The sequence below is a fragment of the Exiguobacterium sp. USCH10 genome (assembly GCF_037619445.1).
Classification (GTDB): Bacteria; Bacillota; Bacilli; order Exiguobacteriales; family Exiguobacteriaceae; genus Exiguobacterium; species Exiguobacterium aestuarii_A.
Map to the genome: position 1 here is coordinate 141,375 of NZ_JAQPZO010000005.1, position 22,635 is coordinate 164,009.

Here is a 22,635-nt window from a genome sequence, read left to right on the forward strand (position 1 = left end):
TTATAAAATGATTTGATTTTTGAGTCTCACGAAAATCAAAATAATGGAATCCGTTCATTTTCAACGTGTTTCATCATACCGAATCTAGTCTAAAATGACAATTGCTTCGCGTGAAAAACTATGGTAATTTCATAACGTGCAGGTTATATAACAAAAAAGTTATATGAAAGGTAGGGGAGTAGTCATGTATACCGTGGAAGAATTGAGTAAAGTGCTCAAGGTGCTCGGGGACCCGACCCGATTGACGATGTTGAAACAGATGGAAGCAGGCGAACAGTGCGCCTGTAGTTTCGTCGATTGTTTCGATATTTCGCAACCGGCCATCAGTCGCCATTTGAAGATGTTGCGCCAGGCGGGACTCTTGCTCGAGCGTCGGGACAAACAGTGGATCCATTATCGATTGAACGAGACGAGTCCGTTTTATCCGCTCGTCACTGATTTGTTAGCGAATTTAGAGACGAATGAGCCGAGCTGTGATTGTGAGCCGAATTGTGCCATTTAAGGAGAGATGAAGATGAAACTTGAAGTGTTCGAACCAGCCATGTGTTGTCCGACGGGATTATGTGGACCGTCCATCGACCCTGAACTGACGCGGGTAGCGACAATTCATTATGTATTGAAGCAACGAGGCTTTGATGTGTCGCGCTATAATCTCGCATCGGACCCGAACCGATTTGTCGAGAATACCATCGTTCAAACTGAAATCATGAACGGGCTCGACATTCTCCCGATGACGCTCGTCGACGGGAAGATTGTGAAGCGGGGCGCCTATTTGACGAATGAAGAGATGGCAGAGTTGACGGGACTACCGATTGCCGCATTCGCCAAACAAGATGGAGAAAAACCGAAAGTTCGAATCTCACTCAAAAAATAAGGAGATGCTCACAGTGAAGCCATTTGATTTTCAGACGATTGAACCGACCCGTTATGTGTTTTTGACCGGGAAAGGTGGCGTCGGGAAGACGTCGACGGCATCGAGTCTCGCCTTAACGCTCGCCAATCGTGGAAAACAGATCTTACTCGTCTCGACCGACCCGGCGAGTAATCTACAAGACGTGTTTGAGATGGAGCTCGATGAGACACCGCGATCCGTCACAGGAACGATGCTCGAAATCGCTAACTTTGACCCGGAACAGGCGGCAAAACAGTATATGGAACGCATGGTCGGTCCGTATCGGGGCGTGTTACCGGATGTTGCCATCCAATCGATGGAAGAACAGTTGTCTGGCGCCTGTACGGTCGAGATTGCGGCGTTCGATCAATTCACGGAGCTGTTGACGTCCGAGGCAGCACGGGAACGATACGACCATGTCATCTTCGATACGGCACCGACTGGGCATACGCTCCGATTACTGACCCTACCGAGCGCATGGGATGAATTTTTAGAGACGAATACGACGGGTGCGTCTTGTCTCGGTCCATTGGCTGGTCTCGCGGATAAACAAGTGCAGTACAAACGAGCCGTCGAGACGCTCATCGATGAAAACGAGACGACGTTATTGCTCGTCGCTCGTCCTGAGAAGTCGACACTCGTCGAAGCGGCGCGAGCCGCGACAGAACTTCGCGCCATCGGCATCGAGCGAATGCAACTCATCATCAACGGTGTTGTCGAGTCAGGTGAAGGGACAGACCATTTCACGAAGCGGTTCATCGAACGCCAACAACAAGCACTCGACAATCTCCCGCATGGAATCGTCGACCTCGAGACGTTCACGCTCCCATATGCGTACGAGAATCTCGTCGGGATATCGGCGCTCCAGCGTTTTGTGAGCGGGGAGTCGGTCGTGATCTCGGATGCACGCTATGACACGAGTCGTTACGGATCGATCGATCAACTCGTCGACGAAATGGAGGCGGACGGTCCAAGCGTGATCATGACGATGGGGAAAGGTGGCGTCGGGAAGACGACACTCGCCTCGCTTCTTGCTGTCGCGCTTCACGAACGAGGACATGCTGTGCATTTGACGACAACAGACCCGGCTGCCCATGTCGCACTCACGATTGGGACAGACGTTTCCGATACGTTCACCGTCGATGCTATTGATCCGAAAACCGAGATTGAGAAGTATCGGGCGGATGTGTTCCGGGAAGCCGGAGACATGAACGAAGAGCAACGGATGATGCTCGAAGAGGACTTGCGCTCACCGTGCACGGAAGAGATTGCTGTCTTCCGTGCCTTTGCTGATCAAGTGGCGAAAGCGAAAGACCGCTTCGTCGTCATCGATACAGCTCCAACGGGACATACGCTTCTATTATTAGATGCGACGGAGAGCTATCATCGTGAACTCGAACGGTCGACCGGCGTCGTTCCGGAAGCGGTCCGAGAGTTGTTACCGAAACTGCGTGACCCAAAACAAACGCACGTCATCATCACGACACTGCCTGAAGCGACGCCAGTCTATGAAGCGGAGCGTCTCACAGCAGACTTACAACGGGCAGCGATTCAACCGTTCGCTTGGGTCGTCAATCAATCGTTTACGCCACTCGATGTGACGAGTAAGCTCTTGACATCGAAAGTCGCGAGCGAGGCGATTTGGCTAGAGCGCGTGAACAACTATCCGCGTCCGACGGTTCTCGCATGGCAAGAACAACTGCCAGTCGGATACTCGGCGCTATCTCAATTAGGAAAGGAGAAAATACAATGAACATCACAAACGAAGCAATCGATTTTTTGAAGACGGCACTTGAAGAGGAAGAAACGAAATCTGTCCGCATCATCACAGAGGCAGGTTGCTGTGGACCGACGCTCGGTCTAGCCGTGGCGACACCAGAAGAGACAGACGAGGTGAAGCAGTTCGACACGCTCACGTTTGCCGTTGCGAAGGAAGCTGAGGCGTTGGCGGAAAACGTGACGCTCGACGTCGAATCGACAGAAGATGGCATTACGCTCGTGTTGCACGGTTTACAACCATCTTGCTAAAAGAATAAATAGAGATTATTGGAGGAACTCATTGTGCAGTGGATTGCTAGTTTAATTTTTTTGGTGACGCTCTTTCTCATCATCAAGCAACCGAAAGGCCTCGGCATCGGTTACTCGGCGATGGGGATGGCCGTCATCGCTCTCCTTTCGGGCGTTGTCAACCTCGATGACGTCGGAACGGTATGGGGCATCATCTGGAACGCGACATTCACGTTTATCGCCGTGATTTTGATCTCACTCATTTTAGATGAGATTGGATTTTTTGAATGGGCCGCTTTACATATGGCACGAATCGCTAAAGGCGGTGGGGTGAAGCTATTTGTCTATATCACCTTACTTGGCGCGCTCGTCGCAGCATTGTTCGCGAACGACGGAGCCGCACTCATTTTGACACCAATCGTTTTAGCGATGGTGCGGGCACTTAAACTGCCGGACGCGGTCGTATTGGCATATGTCATGGCATCCGGCTTCATCGCCGACACAGCAAGTCTCCCGTTCATCGTCTCGAACTTGGTCAATATCGTCTCGGCTGACTTTTTTGGTATCGGGTTTGCCGAGTATGCGGCGCGGATGGTATTCGTCAACGTGTTCGCAGTCGCAGGTAGTCTGCTCGTCTTGTATCTCTATTTCAAAAAAGACATCCCGAAACAATATGACGCGTCTCAGTTGGCTGAACCGGCGTCGGTCATCAAAGACCATACGATGTTCCGCTTATCGTGGGTCGTACTCGCTTTGCTAGTCATCGGTTACTTCACGAGTGACTTACTCGGAATCCCGGTCTCACTTGTTGCCGGTGTCATCGCCTTGTTCTTCCTCGTGATGGCGAATCGATCATCTGCGGTAGAGACGACTCAAGTCGTAAAAGGTGCACCGTGGGCCATCGTCTTTTTCTCGCTCGGGATGTATATCGTCGTTTACGGTTTACAAAACGCGGGACTGACACAAGTACTCGCCAACTTCATTGATTGGTTTGCAGTGAATGCATTCAGTGCGACGTTCGGGATGGGCTTCTTGGCTGCCATCTTGTCATCGGTCATGAACAACATGCCGACCGTCATGATTGATGCGCTCGCCATCGACTTGACGCATACGACCGGTCAGATTCGGGAAGCGTTAATCTATGCGAACGTCATCGGGTCCGACCTTGGACCGAAGATCACCCCGATTGGATCACTTGCGACGCTTCTTTGGCTCCATGTGCTCCGTACGAAAGGCCTTAAGATCGGATGGGGTGAGTATTTCAAAGTCGGGATCATCTTGACGATTCCGACACTGGCCATCACGTTGCTCGGCCTCTATATCAGCTTATTACTTTATTAAGGAGTGGGTTATATGAAACTAGTCATCATTGGATCTGTTGCTGCCGGGACATCGGTCGCAGCGAAAGCGCGTCGGAATAACGAGGACGCCCAAATTACGATTTACGACCGTGATTATGATATCTCGTATTCAGGTTGTGGCATTCCGTACTACGTCGGTGGAGAAGTAGAATCACGTGACGATTTGACACCACGTGACGCGGCGTTCTTCAAGAAACGCTACAACATCGACGTCATGACGCGTCATAACGTGACGACGGTCGACAAGGACGCAAAGACGGTGACGGTTGAAAACTTGGAGACGGGTGACACGTTCACGGACTCGTATGACGTCCTCGTCCTCGCAACAGGGGCGACGAGCATCATTCCCCCGATTCCGGGTGTGAAATCGGATAACGTCTTCCCAATCCGAAACATTCAGCACGCTGAAGCGACACGGTCGTTCGTCGATTCGACGAGCCCGAAACATGCGACCATCATCGGTGCCGGCTTCATCGGTTTGGAGATGGCCGAACAGTTGAAGCTACGCGGTGTGGACGTGACAATCATCGAGCGCGTGCCGCAGGTGATGCCACCACTCGATAAAGACATGGCGTGCCGCGTCGAGGAACACCTCGAGAAGAACGGAATCGAACTCATGCTCGGGGAGACAGTGACGGAACTTGTCGGTGATGGACATGTAGAACGTGTCGTCACGGAGAGCGGCAAGACGATCGAAACTGACTTCGTCATCTTATCGGTCGGGGTCCGTCCGAACGTCGAACTTGCGATGAATATAGGAGTTGAACTAGGTGAGACGGGAGCGATTGCCGTCAATGAACGTATGGAAACGAACATCCCGGACGTGTATGCGGCCGGAGACGTCGCGGAGAGCTTCTCCATCGTGACGGGGAAACCAATCTGGCGCCCGCTCGGTTCGACAGCGAACAAGATGGGGCGGACCGCTGGGGACGTGATCACGGGCGGTCATCTCGAGCATCGCGGTATCCTCGGAACGGGTATCTTCAAAGTGTTCGGACTTGCGGTGGCGCAGACGGGACTTTCCGAGAAGGAAGCGCGCGAACACGGATATGACATCGAAGTGCTTCACAACACGAAACCGGATAAGCCTGCCTATATGGGTGGAAAAGACATGACAATCAAAGCGGTCGCAGACCGTTCGACACGTCAACTGCTCGGTATCCAAATCGTCGGATTCGAAGGAGTCGACAAACGAATCGACGTCTTCGTCACGGCCATCACATTGAAGGCGAAAGTGGATGACTTGTTCCACCTCGACCTCGCATACGCACCACCGTTCTCGACGACGAAAGATCCGGTCATGTATACAGGGATGGTCCTTTCGAACAGTATCGACAAGGCGGCACGACTCATCACACCAGCCGAGCTGCAGACACGAATCGATGCAGGGGAAGACATGCAAATCATCGACACGCGGAAAGCAGCGCAGTTCGAGAAGGCGTGTGTCGATTGTGCCGTCAACGTCCCACTCGGCAACTTGCGGGAAGCGGCGAAAGACATGGACAAAAACAAGCCGACCGTCGTCTATTGTAACGGCGGGGTGACGGGGAACGCGGCACAAAACGTGCTCCGTAACCTCGGATTCACCGACGTCTACAACTTGTCAGGCGGGAATAAGAACTATCAGTTGTTCAAAAAATACGGGAACTAAATAAGACGACGTCCATTGCGGGCGTCGTATTTTGATATGCTGAAACGTGAGGTGAGTCGTATGAATTATAAGATGCTACATGAAAAGTTTGAACGTCGGAAGCAGTGGCTCATTTTTGATAAGGAAGAAGTCGTCCGGCGTGTGATGGTGCGCTATAAGGCAAGAATCATCCCGAAGACGGACATCATGGACTTAGTGAACGACGATCAACTGTCGTATGAACATATCTTTTGTTGCTTAACGATTGATGACCCAAGAATACTCGAGAAAATCTTCACGGCGAAAGAGAGAAAAAATCATCAGTGGGAGATTGATGACAACGCAAGACGTGGGACGGTGTATAAGCATAAGGACGAAGAACACCGGCGATACAACCAGTTGATCATCGATGAACAGGAAGGACGTCGACTCGACATCGTCTTCGAGAGCAAGGATGGAAAGTATGTGACCGGCTTTTTGACGAGATACATGTCGGAGCAAGTCGGCTCTTATATTTTTGCTCATGTCGGAGGCGCCAAGTTCACAGGTCTCGTGCCACGTTCGCTTTTGCCAGCCGATTTGACAGATGAAGAAATCAAGATAAGCTATCGGTGGTATTTGGAGTCACTCGAGGAATGGAATAAGCTCTGACGGATTCCGCGATGATAATCGGCATCCGCTTTTTAGTTCATTGTTCTTAGACAATCTGTAAGAAGAATGATGCCAATTGACCCTTTTCTAAAATAACGTTGCTTCGCTAAAGGAAACCGTTTACAATTTTTGTGTAAGCGTTTTCTCAAAATAGTGCTACAAGGAGGGACCCTCATGGTCAAAAAGCAATGGAAACCCGTATGGGCAGTTGTGCTAACGTTTGCACTAATTCTGTCAATGTTTCCGATGCCGACGTCCGCTTTAGATAAAGGAAAGTCGACACTCGTCGTCGTCCATTATCAAGAGGCGCCGGATAACGAAAAGGATTGGAACTTATGGCTTTGGGCGAACGGCCCAGATTACTTCCCGAACAAAGGCTTCACATTTAATGGGGAAGATGCATTCGGAAAGGTGGCGGCTTACGAATTCCCGGTCGATTCACCTGAAAAAATTGGTCTCATCGTTCGAACGGACAACTGGGACAAAGATAAAGGGTCAGAGAATGACCGCTTCATCACGAGCGACATGATTCAAGATGGTGTCGCAGAAGTGTGGATCAAGTCAGGTGATCCGAAGATTTATACGTCGAACCCGGACGGGGAGACGGCTTCAACGGAAATCGATATGAAAGTTCACTATTTCCGTTACGACAATACATACACGGACTGGGGCCTATGGGCTTGGCCAGACGGTGGGGACGGTCAGAGCATCGCGTTTGACGAGACGGATGCATTCGGTGGCGTGGCAAACGTCAAGCTCGCCAACCCGGAGTCTAAAAAACTTATGGGCTTGATCACGAAAAAAGGAGAATGGACGGAGAAAGACGGGGAAGACCGCTTCGTTCTTGGTTCAGCGAAAGAAATTTGGCTCGTTGAAGGAGATTCGACGATTTACTATTCAGAGCCTGAAATCGATCGCTCACCGAAACTCGTTTCATTCTCGGCGGACACGTTCCGTCAAGCAACGCTCACGACGAACCGCGTCATTACGGATGCGTTCATCGATGAAGTGACGGTAGATGGTGCAACTGTCGCAGCCATCACAAAGGCTGGTGACAAGTCAGTCACAATCGAATTCAAAGAAGATATCGATTTAGCAAAAGTCATCAAAGCCTCACATCCTGAGTTTGGTGAACAGACGCTTCAAGCAGGAAAAGTACTCCGCTCGAAAGAGTTTGATGCGAAGTATGCCTATAATGGGAAACTCGGCATCACATACCAAAAATCAAAAACACAATTTGTTCTTTGGGCACCGACGGCTCAACAAGTCGAGCTCGAGCTGTGGAACATGCCGAAAGACCGACCAGCGAACGACAAAGACTTGAAAAAAGTCATCCAAATGAAACGTGGGGAACGTGGCACGTGGGTGGCTGAAGTACGCGGCGACCTCGACGGTGTCGGGTATACGTATCAAGTGACACATGCGACAGGGAAAGTCCGTGCGGTCGATCCGTATGCGACAGCTGTCGGTGTAAATGGTGACCAAGGGGTCATCGTCGACTTGAAAGAAACAGATCCGAAACGTTGGAACTCGATGAAGCCGAAGTTGAAAAACGCGACGGACGCCATCATCTATGAGACACACGTCCGCGACTTCTCAATTTTTGATGTCACATCGAACACATATGATTCAGGAATCCGCCATAAAGGCAAATACCTCGGTGTCGTTCAACCAGGAACTCGCTTGATTGAGAACGGGAAGAAGACAGCGACGAAGACGGGACTCGACCACGTCAAAGACCTTGGCGTGACACACGTTCAGTTCATCCCGGTCTATGACTACAACACGGCTTCTGTCGACGAAACGAACCCGACGGCGACATATAACTGGGGTTACGATCCGAAAAACTACAACGCACCAGAAGGATCGTATTCGACAAACCCATACGATGCCAAAGTGCGGATCAGTCAGATGAAAGAAATGATTCAAGGGCTACATGACAACAACTTACGTGCCGTCATGGACGTTGTCTACAACCACATGTTCGACGCGCAAGCATCTAACCTTCACAAAATCGTACCGGGTTACTACTACCGTTATACGGCAGGTGGCGACTTCGCAAACGGAACAGGTGTCGGGAACGATACAGCGTCTGAGCGTGCGATGATGCAAAAACTCATCGTCGATTCAGTCGTCTACTGGGCAAAAGAATATCATTGGGACGGCTTCCGCTTCGACTTGATGGGAATCCACGATGTCGATACGATGAACAAAGTTCGTGCAGAATTGAATAAAGTCGACAAATCGATTCTCGTCTTCGGTGAAGGCTGGGATCTCGGCACGCCACTTGACGCTGAACTCAAAGCGAACCAAAAGAACGCCTACGACATGCCTGGTGTTGCTCACTTCAATGACAACATTCGTGACGGATTGAAAGGTAGCGTCTTCTATGATGAGGACAATGGCTTCATCAATGGAAAAGAAGGCATGGAGAACCGCGTGAAGACAGGAATCGTCGGGGAAATCACGTATAACGACATGATCAAAGGGTTCACGAAAGAACCGACGCAAGCAATCACATATGTCGAAGCACACGATAACCATACGCTTTGGGACAAGTTGGAGTTGACGAATCCTGACGCTTCTGAAGAAGTGCGTACAGACATGCACCGCCTCGCTTCAAGCATTCTCTTGACGAGCCAAGGTACGACATTCCTTCACGCTGGTCAGGAGTTCATGCGTACGAAAGAAGGCGACCATAACTCGTACAAATCACCGGATTCAATCAATCAGCTCGACTGGAAGCGGGCAGCCGACCGTAAGGCGGACGTCCAATACATGAAAGGCTTGATTGAGATGCGGAAAGCAAATCCTGGTCTCCGCATGACGAAAGCGGCTGATGTGAAGCGCTTCTTGAAATTCTACAAGTCTGAGGCGAACGTCATCACGTACTTGATTGATGAAGACGCACCAGGACAAAAGAACGACTTGTACATCACACATAACGCAAACCCGAACGCTGTATCCGTGAAACTTCCAAAAGGAACGTGGAACGTGATTGTCGACGGGGACCGCGCTGGAACGAAGACAATCAAACGTACGACGGGCAGAGTCACAGTCCCTGCATACCATACGTTTGTCCTCGAGCGTAACTAATTCATTGACCCCACTTGTAAACAAGTGGGGTTTTCGTATGGGGAAATTGCAGACGCCAGATGAATGTTGTTTCGAAATTGGTCATTTCAACTTTTCATAAACGATTTTTAGGAAGAGTGATTGTGAGTCTAACCTGTCACGTGCGAGAACGGATAGTTGAAACGAAGGTCTCCTTTTCTCTAAGATGGAGAAGAGAGAACAAATGAGGAGACTTAAGATATGAATTTGTATGAACAAGCGAGCGAGTGGATGCGACAGTGGCAAGACGACCCTTCCGAACGTTTGCGAGAAATCGAACAAGAAATTGAACGCACGGGTACGTATTCGTTGACGACGGAAGAGTTGTGTGAAGGCGCAAAAGTGGCATGGCGGAACTCAAACCGTTGCATCGGACGATTGTTTTGGCAGACGCTTCATGTGATCGATGCCCGGGATTCGAAAACGTTTGATGACGTCTACGCGCGGCTTGTCGAACATCTTCATTTCGCCACAAACGGAGGGAAAATCCGCTCGACGATGACGGTCCTTCCGAACGAGTTCAAACTGTTGAACACGCAGCTGATTCGGTATGCCGGATATGAGACACCGGACGGAATCATCGGGGACCCGATGTCCGTGACGATGACGAAACGGGCCGAACAGCTTGGATGGGTCGGGGCCGGCACGCCGTTTGATATTTTACCGCTCGTGATTACGGACGGTCAGGACGTTCGTCTATATGACTTGCCGAGTAATGCCGTGCTCGAAGTAGAGATCGTTCACGAGGAGTTTGACTTGTTTGATGGTCGTCCGATCAAATGGCATGCCGTTCCGGCCATCGCCGACATGGAACTGGAAATCGGCGGTCTCCGTTTTACGTCAGTGCCGTTCAACGGGTGGTATATGGAGACAGAGATCGGTGCCCGTAACTTGGCAGACACGGACCGCTATGACTTGTTGCCGCTCGTCGGCCGCTCGCTCGGGCTCGACACGTCGAAAGAGCGTTCGCTCTGGCGGGACCGCGCGCTCATTGAATTGAATATCGCCGTCCTCCAGTCGTTCGAGCGAGCGGGTGTCACAATCGTTGATCATCATACCGCCGCCAAACAGTTCAAACGATTCGAAAAGAATGAACGGGAAGCGGGGCGTGAGGTCACAGGGCAGTGGAGCTGGCTCATCCCCCCTCTATCGCCTGCGACGACGCACGTCTTTCATGAACATTATGACAACATCATCAAAACGCCGAACTTGTTCGCACGAAGCGGATGTCCGTTCTCTGGGTTTCGTCAGCCGGTAAAAGAGGAAATAAAAGGCTAGAACCGAGAGAAAGGATGATTGCTGTGGCAGTCCCACTTTGGAAACGAGCCGTCGCCGGTCAAATCGACCAAGTTGTTTTTCAGACGCCGGCCAAATTGATTGAAAAGGCCATCCGTAAAAAGGTATGGCCCGACAAGGAAGTGAAGCGGTATTACTTGCCGACCGTTGTGACGATGGCCGGAGAGGTTTACTGTATGCTGTATCAAAACGGTCAGACACTCGGAGACCGAGTCGTCGGGATTAAAGTCGTGAGTGCGGACGGACGTCCGCTCTCCCTCGAGCAAGTCGTCAAACGGACACTTTATAAAGATGTCGTCTATCCGGCGACGCTTGGAATTCCATTGATCCGTGCACTCCAGCAGATGAAGTCGAACAAAGACCTTGAGTTGCCGCATGACGAGTTCGCCCATACGAAACTCATCTCGACCAAGTGAAAAAACAGAGCGGCCGCGTGTCGCTCTGTTTTTGTGTCTCATTCGGTCGGCTAGGAATCGGTATAGAAAATAAGGTATAATGAGGTTGGAGTGAACTACTCGCCACTTATTTGCTTCGCAAATTGAAGGGGGAGCTTCTTGGGAAGACCGTGCTCTTACCAGCTACGGTTGTTTACCAAGCTCGTTGGGTGGTTCCCACCCTGAAGGAATTCGTTTTAGTTTGCCAGCATCAACAGATTGATGCTCGCGTTGATGTCACGGTCATGGTGCGCGCCACAGGCACACGTCCATTCACGGACATCCATCGTCTTCTTCTCGCCTTTGACGCCGCAAGAAGAACAGATTTGTGTCGATGCGTACCAGGGGTCCGCCTTGATGAGCGTCCGTCCGTAGAAGTTTGATTTGTATTCGAGTTGCCGGACGAATTCGTACCAACTGACATCGCCAACCGATTTGGCTAAGCGTCGATTCTTCATTATGTTGCTCGATTTCAATGTCTCCACGACGATGACTTGGTTCTCGTCAACGATCCGTCTCGATAGTTTGTGAAGGAAGTCCTTGCGTTGGTTGGCAATCTTTTCGTGTTTCTTGGCGAGGATCAACCTGGCCTTCTCACGATTCTTGCTCCCGATCTTCTTTCGCGACAGCGCCCGTTGCGCCTTCTTGACCTTCGCTTCGGATTGTCGAAGGAAACGTGGGTTTTCGATTTTCTCCGATACCATCGCGTCGTTCGTCATGACGGCGAGGTGTTCCAGACCGAGATCGATCCCGACCTTGTTCTCGGCTGGGATCCATGGTTCATCGTCCTGTTCGACGAGGATGGAGACGAAGAACTTGCCTGTCCTTGTCATCGAGACCGTCGCCGACCGGATGACGCCCTCGAACGGGCGATGTTGGGTGAACCGCACGAAGCCGATTTTAGGAAGTCTCACCTTGCCGTCCTCGATGCGGATCGTGCCGTGCTGGTTGTTCGTCGTGTAGGAGGCGCGCGACCGTCGTCTCGATTTGAAGACCGGGAAGCCGCCCGTCCCGGCGAAGAACTTCGCGAACGCGGTGTCGAGGTTCAGCTTCGCGTTCGCGAGCGCGAGGCTGTCCGCCTCGGCGAGGAACGGGAAGAGGGGCTTGTAGGAGGCGGGTGTCGCCGGTTTCCGTCTCGTTCCGCTCCCCGTTTTCGCCTCCTCGCGGATGGCGATACGGTCCTCGAGCAGCTTGTTGTAGATGAACCGGGCGCAGCCGATCGTCTTGATGAGGAACTCGGCCTGTGCCGGCGTCGGGTGGAGCCTGTATGTGTAACCTTTCAGCATGTCCGTCCCTTCTCCCTCCAGAAGATCGTGATGTGTCTTCCTCATCCGTTACCCGCGGAGGGGGAGGGAGAATCTGACGGAATCACGAACTTTTGTTCGTCATATCTGTCACAGGAGGAGAAGACTATTGGACCGGGCGATTCATCTCCCGCCTACGCCGGGATACGCCCCGAGACGCTTAGAGGAGGGAGAATTCTCGCCTGATTTAGTAAAATGAACGACCATTGGAGGCTTTTTAGTTATGACAAAAATCGCATGGATTACCGACAGTATGGCCAACTTCTCACAAGAAGAGGCATCACGTCTCGGTGTAGATATCGTCCCGATTCAATTGATTGTGGATGGCAACGGCTATAAAGAAACCAATCTCTCGCTTGAAGACTTGCATCGGTATATGATTGACCAAAAGAAAGAAGCGAAGACGTCACAACCGATTTTCGGAGATTTCATCGGCCGCTACGAGCGCTTGAAAGAAGAAGGATATGACTGCGCCATCGCCGTCCACTGTTCGAACGGATTGAGCAGTACGGCGAAAAACTCAAAGGCAGCGGCAGAGGCGGCTGACTTCAAAGTGTATACGATCGACTCGCATGCCGCACTCGAAGCGCAACAAGAACTCGTTCGAATCGGGAAAGCTGCTGAACAAGAAGGCAAATCCGTCGAAGAGATTGTCGCCTTGCTCGAGGCATGGCGCGATAAGAAAAACTTCTTCATGATTATCGGAAACATGGAAACGATGCGCCGCGGCGGTCGCGTTTCTTCGGGTGAGCTGTTCCTTGCGAACATCTTGAACATCAAACCAATCATCACGCTCGATGAGACAGGGAAAGTCATCCCGTTCAAAAAAGCACGCTCGTTGAAGAAGGCTTATGCAGAGATGGTCGGCGAACTCGAACGTCGTCATGCGGAGAACGGTGTGAAGGATAACCGGGTGTTCGTCCAGACAGCACTCGCACCGAAGATGCAAGATGATTTTGTCGCGCTCATCGAGTCGAAGTTACCGGGTCTTGAAGTGGTACGGACACGCTTCTGTCCATCGATCGCCGTACATGCCGGGTTTGAGACGGTCGGCGTTTTGTGGCTCGACGCTTAATCAACAGGAGGAATGTAAGATGGAAGCAATGACAACCTTGACTGGATTGAATGAACGGATTACGAGCACGGAACAACTGCTCGTCTATGTCTCTCATCCGGGATGCAGTGTCTGTCATGCGCTGAAACCTCAAATCGAAGAGATGCTTCATCAATTCCCTGACATCGAGGCGGTCGCGGTGGATTCGGACGAAGTCCCGGAAGTTGCGGGATCCTTCTCCATTTTCACGGTACCGGTCGTCCTCTTTTTCATCAATGGGAAAGAGATGCTACGCCGGGCGCGATTCGTCCCAATTGGTGAATTGACACATCAACTCGAACGCATGCAAGAAATGAGACAAGCCTGAGATTAACCCATCATCCGAATTAGAGGATGGTGGGTTTTTTTCGTAGGTGAACGGGTAAAGACCCGCAAACACATAAGGGGTGATTCGATGCGAGGCAAGCAATACGTGGGAGAATCGATTGATGTGTACTACGACGTGTCGATCTGTGTACATGCGGCAGAATGTGTACGTGGGCTACCGGAAGTATTTGATACGAAACGAAAACCGTGGATTTTACCAGATGGTGCCGAGGCCCCAGATGTCGCGGCGGTGATTGAACGTTGTCCAAGCGGTGCCCTCCAATTCGTCCGAAAAGATGGAGGGGATGCGGAGACACCAGATGTACCGACATCCGTAAAATTGAACGATTGGCAACAAATCGAAGTGCGGGGTGATCTTCAAATCGATCAAGGCGATGAGGTCATTTCGACTTACCGGGCGACACTATGTGGATGCGGGCAATCTGGGAAACGTCCGATTTGTGACCATAGTGGTGCGTGTAAAGGATGAGAGGATGATGGGGGATGCACATTCCAGTGCATTCAGAATGGCACGATACGAAATTGACCTTACACTTGATTTCGCAGCTTCTCGGAAAAATTAAGCTCAAACTGGCACCACCAGAACCGCAATGGGGGCACGTCTCGTTGCCGCTCACGGTGCAAGGTTTCACGACAGGGTTGTTATTTGAAGGAGAGCGTGCGCTACAGATTGATGTGGACCTATTGACGTCTTGCCTCGTCGTCCATGTCGAGGAACAGACGGACGCCATTCCGATTGAAGCTGGAAAAACGATTAAGTCTTATCATGATGACTTGTTCGCGCGCCTTCGTGAACACGGGGTACACATCACCATCAATCCGAAACCACAAGAGATGGCCTTCAAAGGGTTACTCGATACGGATGAGACACCGCTCGCCTATGACGCGACGTATGCTCGGAAAGGATTGAGACTGTTTCAGCGGGCGGCGCACGAACAACTGACATATTTATCGAAGTTGCGATGTCGGAAAATCAAACCGGCCCTCTTTTGGGGAACGTTTGATGTCTCGTCACTCGTCATCTACCCGATTGAACATCCGTTTCCGGAAGATAAGATAATCGAACGTGTCGCCTTTGATGAACAGTTGATTGAATTTGGATTTTGGCTCGGAGACGACGTGACGGATCGTCCGAGTTATTTCGTGTTGCCGTATCCGTTTTTGTTCAGACCGTTACCGACGGATACGTTGAAACCGGAAGCGGCTTATTATGACGCGGAGAAGAGCGAATTTTTCTTGCCACTTGATGAAGCGACGAGTGATCATGTCCAAAACTTTTTGTCCACCTCGTTCGATATCTTGATGCGTGAGATGGACTGGACGACGCGTGATCATTTCTTCATCCCGCTAAAACTAGACGAGGAGAGTGCTGAGTGAATGGAGATCAAACAAAAAGAAAACACGTTTTTTGTTGGGGACGAGGCTGAGCCATCGGCAGAGCTGCACTATGTACCGACGGGCCCCGACAAACTCATTGTCGACCATACGTATGTGAGTGACGACCTGAGAGGACAAGGAATCGGGGAGAAGCTCGTCCTTACTGTCGTCGAATATGCACGGGCAGAAGGGAAGACGATCATCCCGCTCTGTCCGTTCACGAAAAATCAGTTCGACCGTCACGAGGAGTATCACGACGTGTTGGCGACATAAATAAAAATGGAGCGCCATCGGGCGCTCCATTTTCGAGTTATTCTGCTGCTTGCGGGACGAGGTAGATTAATCCGAACGGGTTATGCAATAAGTTGTCGATTGTCGTCCGCTCGTCTTCACCCATCTCGACCGTGAAAGCACGTCCGTCTTCGAATGCGAAATGGTCGCCATCACCGAACATCGCCCCGCCTGAGATGAGGTGGAAGTTGAACGAGTGAATCACGTGGATGGCATCTTCGATCTCGAGTGTCATCGGTACGGCCACGTCTGCATGTCCGAACGCTTTCATTCCCCAAGACATATAAGCATTCTCTTCTTCCGTGATTGCCGTCAATAGCGAGTAGTCAAGCGCAAGGTCTTCTTCTTTAGACTCTTGCCATTCGTCTTTCGAGAAGGAAACACCAGCCGACTCGACCATGACGCCGACCCCACCGGCATTCAAGACAGCGTTTGCGGCACGACGCGCAGCGGCGACGTCTGTCAAATCGTTGACGTCGACAATCAAGTACACGACATGCGTGTGACGGGCGATTCCTTTTGCGACTTTCGGTGTGAATCCACCAGAACTCGCGTGGATCATGGCCTCGGCAAGAGCCGGGTCACGTTCTACGACTTCTACGGTGAACGCTTTGCCCGTCTCATCTTCGAGCAGCAATAAGCCGGCCATCGTGTAGCCTTCACTATGTAAACTGATTTGTTCGTTCACGCCTTCCGCGGAAGACCAGTTCCCGGGAATGGCGAGCATTACTTGTGTACGATTCATGTCAATCATCCTTTTCTGCAAAAGTCAGGCCCCTCTTCTAGAGAGGCCTGGTCTATCTCTTATTATGCCCTATTTTGGCATAAATTATTCTTGATATGTCTTTAATACTTCCTGAAGTGGGATTTGATCAATCTTCCGTCGGCTGACGAACGTGCTCAAGAAGAAGAGGAGAACGACCGCACCGAGCGTATAGACGATATACATCCATTCGAATTCAAGCGGGAGGACAAGCCCGTAATCCTCTGCGAATACGACGATGATGACCCGAAGCGTCAACAAGGCGATCGGAATACTTAAGAGGGCCGAGACGAGCGCATAGATGAAGTAGCTGTTTAGAATCATCGAACGGACTTCCCGTTTTTGGTATCCCATAACCTTTAATAACGAAATGACGTAGTAGTTCTTCTCGACCGTCAGCGCCGTCAGGACGAATAGAATGCTGAAGGCGATGAGAGACGCACCACCAATCAAGACATTCATCATGAAGTTCATATATTGATTGATGGACTCGGATTGTTCAATCAACCCTTGACGGGACAGGATGGTCGGATAGTCTGAGTCGTTCGGGCGCTCCGTCGCATAAATGCCATTGAACAACTCGTCCGTCGCGCCGTCGGTAAGCAGTTCACTTAGCGTCGCCCGGGGCAAATAGGCGAAGTCTCCAGAGAATTCATCGGCAATCCCGACAATCGGATAGGTCAGCGTCTCCTCGTTCAGTTCGACATCGATGTCCTGACCAACTTCAAGTCCGAGTTTGAGGGCGAGTGACGAGGAGACAATCAGTCCGTCGGGTTCAAGTGTCAATGTGTCACCATCTTCGTTACGTAGCGGGAACAAGGTGTTGTCAATCTCTAAACCTTTCAACGTAATCAATTTCTCTTCAACAAATGCGAACGGATAAGTGAGGAACGGCTCTTGTCCGTCTTCGATTGGCGGTGAACCGTCCGTATAGGCTTCGTATTCATACACTGCTTCATTCAAACCACCCACGGTCATTCGATCGACAGCCCCGTTCATCATGAGGGCGAAGACGATGAGGATGGTCGAGAACAAGATGCCGAGGAAGAAAATGAGGAAGCTTCCCGTGCTCTTGACCGCATACAAGTATTTGAACTTCGTCTTGCCGCTCGCGCGTTTCAATAGTCGACTAACGAGCCGACTCAGGCGATTCAAGGAAACATTGTCCCGAGGCGATAAGAGGGCGAGGGCGCTTTCTCCCATGATCTTGTAGATGACCGCTCCTGCGACGAGTGCAAAGAAAAGCAGTGGCGCAAATACGGCCGTCAAAAAGACGAGCGGACTCTGGGCGATGGTGATGGACGGTAAGAGATAAAAATCGAGATACAGTTCTTTCAACGGGTCTGCGAAATAAAGACCAAGGAAATAGCCGATGATCAGCATGAAGAAAGCGAAGATTAAGATGAGGACGAGATAAGGTGCTGCGATTTGTAGACGACTGTATCCGATCGCTTTCAACAGTCCGATTTGACCGCGTTCCGCCTCAAGCATATTCGAGATCAGGATAGCGACGATGATAACGGCGATGGAAACGATAAAGAGGCTGAGTCCGAGCGCCATCGCTTTCCCAGATGAGATTTCACTATAAATCGCACCGCTTCGGATAATATTTTCCGTCTCCATGACAGACACGACAAACGGTAGGTCGAGATCGGTCATGACGGTCTGGTCCGTCACACCGGAGAGGCGGAACGATTCTTGTCCGACGGTCGATTCGAACGATTCATCTGTCATGAGTAAGAGCGTTTGGGAGCCGGGATCTAGATTGAAAAAGTTGTCGTCGAAAAGGGGGAGGGTATAGTCCGGAAAGAGAACGAACCCGCTGACGGTGAACGGTCTTCCTAAATCGATTGTGTCCCCGATTTCAATCCCGTTCTCTTCAGCATACTTTTTGTTCAGGGCGACCTCGTCGTTCGTGCTTGGTCTTGCTCCTGCCTCCACATAGGAGCGGTTAATTGTATCGGATTCTTTTAGCAAGAGACCGCGATGTTCCGCGTCACCGAGTGTGTACGTGATGGCTTTTAGGTCACGGAGTTCAATCGTCGCCTCTGGCATCTCTTGTTCGACCGCATCGATGCGTGATGCAATCAAACGATTGAACGTTTCCTCGTCTGCCTGCTTAATGTCAGCTAGTGTGAACATTCCGGATTCGGCGAGTGCGGCGACATCGGGGTCACGTAATTCTTCTTCCGTCACCCGGTTGAGCATCTCGATGGCGAAGTCTTCCTGGTTCGATTCTTCCAAGTATTCTTCGGTTGGAACTTCGATTCCGCTAATTCCATAGAACATCATCGTGTACGTGAGTGAACTCATGACGATGATGATGGCGATGGCGAGCAGTTGCATCCATTTCTTACTGAGCGTCTTCCACACGTTTTTGTACAGCATGTCGCCACCTCATTATCCCCAACGAATGTCACGTGCCGCGACGCGGGTGTCGTGATGGGTCACTTCGACGATTCGACCGGAGTTCATTTTGATGACATCGTCCGCCATGTCACTGATTCCGTTATTGTGCGTGATGACGACGATCGTTTTCTGATACGTCTCGTTCAGTCGCTCCAACAGCTCGAGCACCTTCTTCGAATTCTCCTCGTCGAGCGAGCCCGTCGGTTCGTCACAGAAGACGATTGCTGGATTTTTAGCGAGACTTCGGGCGACGGAGACCCGTTGCTGTTCGCCCCCGGATAGTTGATATGGATATTTGTCACGCGCTGCCGCGAGCCCGACTTGGTCGAGCAACTCATCGATGGGGAGCGGGTCTTTCGTCAAATCGGACCCGATTTGTACGTTCTCATAGACGGTCAAGTTTTGAAGGAGATTGTATTGTTGAAAAATGAATCCGAGGTGGTCGCGCCGAAACGCCGTCATCTGTTCGGGGGACAAGTCGGTGAGCACCGTATCTCCGAATGTGATTTTGCCGCTCGTCACGGTATCGAGTCCGCTGATGACGTTGAGTAGCGTACTTTTCCCGCTTCCGCTCGGTCCGAGGATGACGACGAACGCGCCGTCACGAATGCTTAGGTTAATCTCTTTCAACGCGGCCGTTTCCACGTCACCGGTCTTATAGATTTTATTGACGTTCTCGAGCTGAATCATCTGTCGTTCGCCTCCTTTGTTCGTTATGTATCATGTACCCTTTTCAAAGTCGGATTGGACAAGTTGCACATAGGATGTTTTGAAAAAATAGTGAAACCGCTTCACCTGTGATAAAATAATATAACCAGGTACTAAAAACTTTTTTAAGGGAGAACTTTTCATGAAGATTGCATACATCACGGACAGCACGATCGTCCTTCCAGATGCTTTAGTGAACCACCCAGACATTCATATCGTCCCGCTCTATGTCGTCAAAGGGGAGCAACCGTATAAAGACGGGATTGAAGTCGATGCCACGACCGTCTATGAATGGATTGATGCCGGGGAGCGCGTTTCAACGAGCCAGCCAGCCATCGGAGATTTTGTCACACTGTATGAGAAGTTGAAGGAAGAGTACGACATGGGGATTGCAATTCACCTGTCCTCTGACTTGAGTGGAACGTACTCGGCGTCTGTACAAGGTGCTGAGATTGCAGAATTTAAGTTACTCGCCATTGATTCACGAGCGGGGATCTATACGATGGGGCTCATGCTTGAAGAGTTGATTGAACGTGTCGAACGAGGCGATGCGCTCGAAGACGTGGAAGCCTACATGAAGGAACGTGTTGAAGACGTACGGATTGAGCTGACTCTGCAAAATTTGACGCAGATGCAAAAAGGCGGACGCATCTCAAAATCGAAGGCGTTAATCGGGAACATGCTTCAATTGAAACCGGTGCTCCGATTCGAGGACGGGTTGATTGTCCCGTATCAGACGGTCCGCACGTATAAGAAAGCACAGGCTCACTTATTTGAAGTGTTGCGTGCAGCGATTGAGTCTGGTGAGTGTAAAGACGTCTCGATTTTCCATGGAAACGTTCCTGAACTCGCACAAGAGTGGAAAGAGCGACTTGGTGATCAGATTCCGATTCGTGTCGACACACTTGCCCCGCTCCTCGGGGCGCATACGGGATCTGGGTCGATCGGAATCTCGTATTTGAAAGCGAAATAAGACGTGAAGGCGGTTCTCGTGAGAGAATCGCCTTTTGTATGTTTCAATTCTGTTTTTGCCTTCGTAAAAATAGAAAAGTGATTGTCAGCGAATAAATCAATAGGAACGTGATGAGAAACATGGAAAGGTCCATCGTAAGCCTCCTTTCTTTGACTGTTGCCGACTTTGTTGTCTATAAAACCTCTTATTGGAAATATTTTCAATATTTCATTGTCTCAACTTTCAAACAATTGCTGGAATGTTTTTGCATTACGGGTCATACTAGAAAAAATGAACGAGAAAAGGGGAGAAGACGATGCGATTTCGGAAGTATCTAGTTCGGAGCTGGCTCGCGTGGGCAATCGTCTTCACAGGTGTGACGTATTTGACTTTACACCACCTGGAATCGTTCGACTGGTCGTTGTTTTGGTTTATCTATACGCTAGGCGCTTTGTTCGTCATGAACCCGCTAAAGCGTAGACATCTCCATTTTACGTTCCATGAGATGTTCGTCTTTATCACGTTCTTCTTGTACGGTCTCGCCCCGGCACTCTTGATGGGGCAGTTGCTCTTATTCACATTTCAGGCGAGAACGTTCAATCGTAGGGTAGGGCGTCGGCGATTCTTACATTTCTATCCGCTCAATACAGTAATCGAATGTCTGCTCGTCCTGTTGCCGGGTCTGGCTTATATCGGGCTCGGTGGACGCATCGGGGAGCCTGTTCATTTGATGCAAGAGGGAGTAGCGATGTTGGCGTTCTTAGGGACACTTTTCCTCGTCCTGACGATGAGTTTCGTCTTGTCTTACTTCATGGTCGGGGAGCGGATCCCGTTCCCAATCATGTGGCGATTGATTCGATTTGATTGGCTCGTCGTGTCGCTCGAACTGTTGTTCACGATGATTGCCATCGAATCGTATCTCGTGTTCGGGTACGTCGGGCTCATCGTCACGTTCTTCATTTTATCCGTCCTGAAGATGTCGATGTCGAAAGCGACGGAGACGGAAGAGACGAAAACAAAAGTCGATCAGGTCGAGCGGTTGAAAGAACAGCTATACCGTGTCGATAGCGAACAACTGTTGATTGAAAAGTTTTGGAACGGACTGCGTGACGTCGTGGAAGTCGAACGCGGTTGGCTGCAGGTCAACCGAAACGGGGAGCGGACGTTTTATGACATGACGGGACGCATCATCCCGAGTGTGCCAGACGCCTATACAATCGAGCGTTATCAAGACGAGGATGAGCCATGTTTCGTCTATGATTCGTTACATGAATGGCATCCCGAGCTACAGCAACAGCAGCAAGAGTTGCATCATTCAGCGCTCGTCATCCAGCCCGTTTGGGGAGCGGAAACGGCAGTCAGCTGTATGGTATCGACGACAGCCAACGGCGCGTATGAGACGCCGATTGCCATCGAAGTGAACCGGCTCCTTAAAACGTTGTCGTGGTCGATCGAGCGAATCGATGAGCGGGACCGCCTGCAGCATGAGAGTTTGACGGACCCGTTGACGGGCCTACATAATCAGCGGGCGTTGCGTAGCTGGACGACAGAACGATTGAATGACGTGGCATCCTATCCGCTCTCGCTTTTCCTCGTCGACTTGGATCATTTCAAGTCAATCAACGATACGTATGGACATGCGTTCGGGGATGAAGTGTTGATTGAGGCCGGACAATTGTTCACGCGCAGCGTTCGGGCGACGGATTTGGTGACGCGGTATGGTGGGGAAGAATTTGTCTTCGTGTTCCCCCGAATGGATGAGGCGGCAGCCCAACTGGTCGGCGAAAAGATACGGGAAGCGCTGAGACGCCATGATTTTGGTACAGAAGGAACGCGCATCACGGTGACGGCGAGTATTGGAATCGAGACGATTCATGAATATGAAGACCTGGATACGGTACTCCGGCATGCGGACCGAGCCATGTATGTCGGGGCCAAGTTCAATGGTCGTGACCGGGTCGCCCACTATCAAGAACTATCCACAGAAGTCAGATGAAAGGAGGAT

At 50.8% G+C, this 22,635-nt stretch carries 21 protein-coding genes; 17 read left to right on the forward strand and 4 right to left on the reverse strand.

Going from position 1 to position 22,635, the window contains the following annotated elements; translation table 11 throughout:
• The first annotated feature begins 184 nt into the window (after positions 1-184).
• The 10 genes from PQI28_RS09980 to PQI28_RS10025 all read left to right on the forward strand — a co-directional run bounded on the left by PQI28_RS09980 (position 185) and on the right by PQI28_RS10025 (position 11,367).
• On the forward strand, positions 185-502 hold the full coding sequence (locus PQI28_RS09980) for an ArsR/SmtB family transcription factor (RefSeq protein ID WP_214784151.1): 318 nt from the start codon (positions 185-187) through the stop codon (positions 500-502).
• Positions 503-514: 12 nt separating this feature from the next.
• Complete coding sequence (gene arsD / locus PQI28_RS09985) at positions 515-874, forward strand: arsenite efflux transporter metallochaperone ArsD (protein WP_445236756.1); 360 nt, start codon at positions 515-517, stop codon at positions 872-874.
• Between the two features lie 4 nt (positions 875-878).
• Positions 879-2,645: an arsenical pump-driving ATPase gene (gene arsA, locus PQI28_RS09990; protein ID WP_339963197.1), complete on the forward strand. Its 1,767-nt coding sequence runs from the start codon at positions 879-881 to the stop codon at positions 2,643-2,645.
• On the forward strand, positions 2,642-2,920 hold the full coding sequence (locus PQI28_RS09995) for a Fe-S cluster assembly protein HesB (RefSeq protein WP_074036419.1): 279 nt from the start codon (positions 2,642-2,644) through the stop codon (positions 2,918-2,920). Before arsA ends, PQI28_RS09995 begins: the two co-directional genes overlap by 4 nt.
• A 33-nt stretch (positions 2,921-2,953) precedes the next feature.
• The gene (locus tag PQI28_RS10000) at positions 2,954-4,240 is read left to right on the forward strand and encodes an arsenic transporter (RefSeq protein ID WP_224861893.1); all 1,287 of its coding nucleotides are present in this window, start codon (positions 2,954-2,956) and stop codon (positions 4,238-4,240) included.
• Positions 4,241-4,252: 12 nt separating this feature from the next.
• Positions 4,253-5,911, forward strand: a complete 1,659-nt coding sequence (locus PQI28_RS10005; protein ID WP_339963198.1) for an FAD-dependent oxidoreductase — start codon at positions 4,253-4,255, stop codon at positions 5,909-5,911.
• A 60-nt stretch (positions 5,912-5,971) separates the two neighbouring features.
• Entirely contained in the window at positions 5,972-6,541 is a 570-nt protein-coding gene (locus PQI28_RS10010; RefSeq protein ID WP_339963199.1) for a hypothetical protein, read from the forward strand.
• A 174-nt stretch (positions 6,542-6,715) separates the two neighbouring features.
• Complete coding sequence (gene pulA, locus PQI28_RS10015; RefSeq protein WP_339963200.1) at positions 6,716-9,637, forward strand: type I pullulanase; 2,922 nt, start codon at positions 6,716-6,718, stop codon at positions 9,635-9,637.
• A 219-nt stretch (positions 9,638-9,856) separates the two neighbouring features.
• A complete protein-coding gene (locus tag PQI28_RS10020) occupies positions 9,857-10,933 on the forward strand; it encodes a nitric oxide synthase oxygenase (protein ID WP_339963201.1) in 1,077 nt (358 codons plus the stop codon).
• Between the two features lie 14 nt (positions 10,934-10,947).
• Positions 10,948-11,367, forward strand: coding sequence for an RDD family protein (locus PQI28_RS10025; protein ID WP_339963202.1), 420 nt, complete (start codon positions 10,948-10,950; stop codon positions 11,365-11,367).
• A gap of 215 nt (positions 11,368-11,582) precedes the next feature.
• Here PQI28_RS10025 and tnpB read toward each other — a convergent pair whose 3' ends face one another.
• The gene (tnpB, locus tag PQI28_RS10030; protein WP_339963203.1) at positions 11,583-12,671 is read right to left on the reverse strand and encodes an IS200/IS605 family element RNA-guided endonuclease TnpB; all 1,089 of its coding nucleotides are present in this window, start codon (positions 12,669-12,671) and stop codon (positions 11,583-11,585) included.
• A gap of 241 nt (positions 12,672-12,912) precedes the next feature.
• Here tnpB and PQI28_RS10035 point away from each other — a divergent pair, with 241 nt between their 5' ends.
• The 5 genes from PQI28_RS10035 (at position 12,913) to PQI28_RS10055 (ending at position 15,780) form a co-directional block, all read left to right on the forward strand.
• Positions 12,913-13,764 (forward strand): DegV family protein, encoded by an 852-nt coding sequence (locus PQI28_RS10035; protein ID WP_339963204.1) that lies wholly within the window; start codon positions 12,913-12,915, stop codon positions 13,762-13,764.
• A gap of 19 nt (positions 13,765-13,783) precedes the next feature.
• Positions 13,784-14,110: a thioredoxin family protein gene (locus tag PQI28_RS10040; RefSeq protein ID WP_339963205.1), complete on the forward strand. Its 327-nt coding sequence runs from the start codon at positions 13,784-13,786 to the stop codon at positions 14,108-14,110.
• Positions 14,111-14,197: 87 nt separating this feature from the next.
• Positions 14,198-14,599, forward strand: coding sequence for a (4Fe-4S)-binding protein (locus PQI28_RS10045; RefSeq protein ID WP_339963206.1), 402 nt, complete (start codon positions 14,198-14,200; stop codon positions 14,597-14,599).
• Positions 14,600-14,613: 14 nt separating this feature from the next.
• The gene (locus tag PQI28_RS10050; RefSeq protein WP_339963207.1) at positions 14,614-15,507 is read left to right on the forward strand and encodes a DUF5996 family protein; all 894 of its coding nucleotides are present in this window, start codon (positions 14,614-14,616) and stop codon (positions 15,505-15,507) included.
• The gene (locus tag PQI28_RS10055) at positions 15,508-15,780 is read left to right on the forward strand and encodes a GNAT family N-acetyltransferase (protein WP_339963209.1); all 273 of its coding nucleotides are present in this window, start codon (positions 15,508-15,510) and stop codon (positions 15,778-15,780) included.
• A gap of 37 nt (positions 15,781-15,817) precedes the next feature.
• On the opposite strand, the gene PQI28_RS10060 is transcribed toward PQI28_RS10055, so the two are convergent.
• The 3 genes from PQI28_RS10060 to PQI28_RS10070 form a co-directional block, all read right to left on the reverse strand.
• The gene (locus tag PQI28_RS10060; RefSeq protein ID WP_214693859.1) at positions 15,818-16,543 is read right to left on the reverse strand and encodes a DUF4261 domain-containing protein; all 726 of its coding nucleotides are present in this window, start codon (positions 16,541-16,543) and stop codon (positions 15,818-15,820) included.
• An 84-nt stretch (positions 16,544-16,627) separates the two neighbouring features.
• Positions 16,628-18,949, reverse strand: a complete 2,322-nt coding sequence (locus PQI28_RS10065; protein WP_339963210.1) for an ABC transporter permease — start codon at positions 18,947-18,949, stop codon at positions 16,628-16,630.
• A 12-nt stretch (positions 18,950-18,961) separates the two neighbouring features.
• Positions 18,962-19,660 carry an ABC transporter ATP-binding protein gene (locus tag PQI28_RS10070; RefSeq protein ID WP_214693849.1) on the reverse strand — a complete coding sequence of 233 codons (699 nt, stop codon included), beginning with the start codon at positions 19,658-19,660 and terminating at the stop codon, positions 18,962-18,964.
• Between the two features lie 160 nt (positions 19,661-19,820).
• On the opposite strand from PQI28_RS10070, the gene PQI28_RS10075 reads away from it, so the two are divergent.
• Together PQI28_RS10075 and PQI28_RS10080 are read left to right on the forward strand one after the other, a co-directional pair.
• Positions 19,821-20,651 carry a DegV family protein gene (locus tag PQI28_RS10075; RefSeq protein WP_339963211.1) on the forward strand — a complete coding sequence of 277 codons (831 nt, stop codon included), beginning with the start codon at positions 19,821-19,823 and terminating at the stop codon, positions 20,649-20,651.
• 295 nt (positions 20,652-20,946) lie between these two features.
• Entirely contained in the window at positions 20,947-22,626 is a 1,680-nt protein-coding gene (locus PQI28_RS10080) for a sensor domain-containing diguanylate cyclase (protein ID WP_339963212.1), read from the forward strand.
• Positions 22,627-22,635 lie beyond the last annotated feature (9 nt).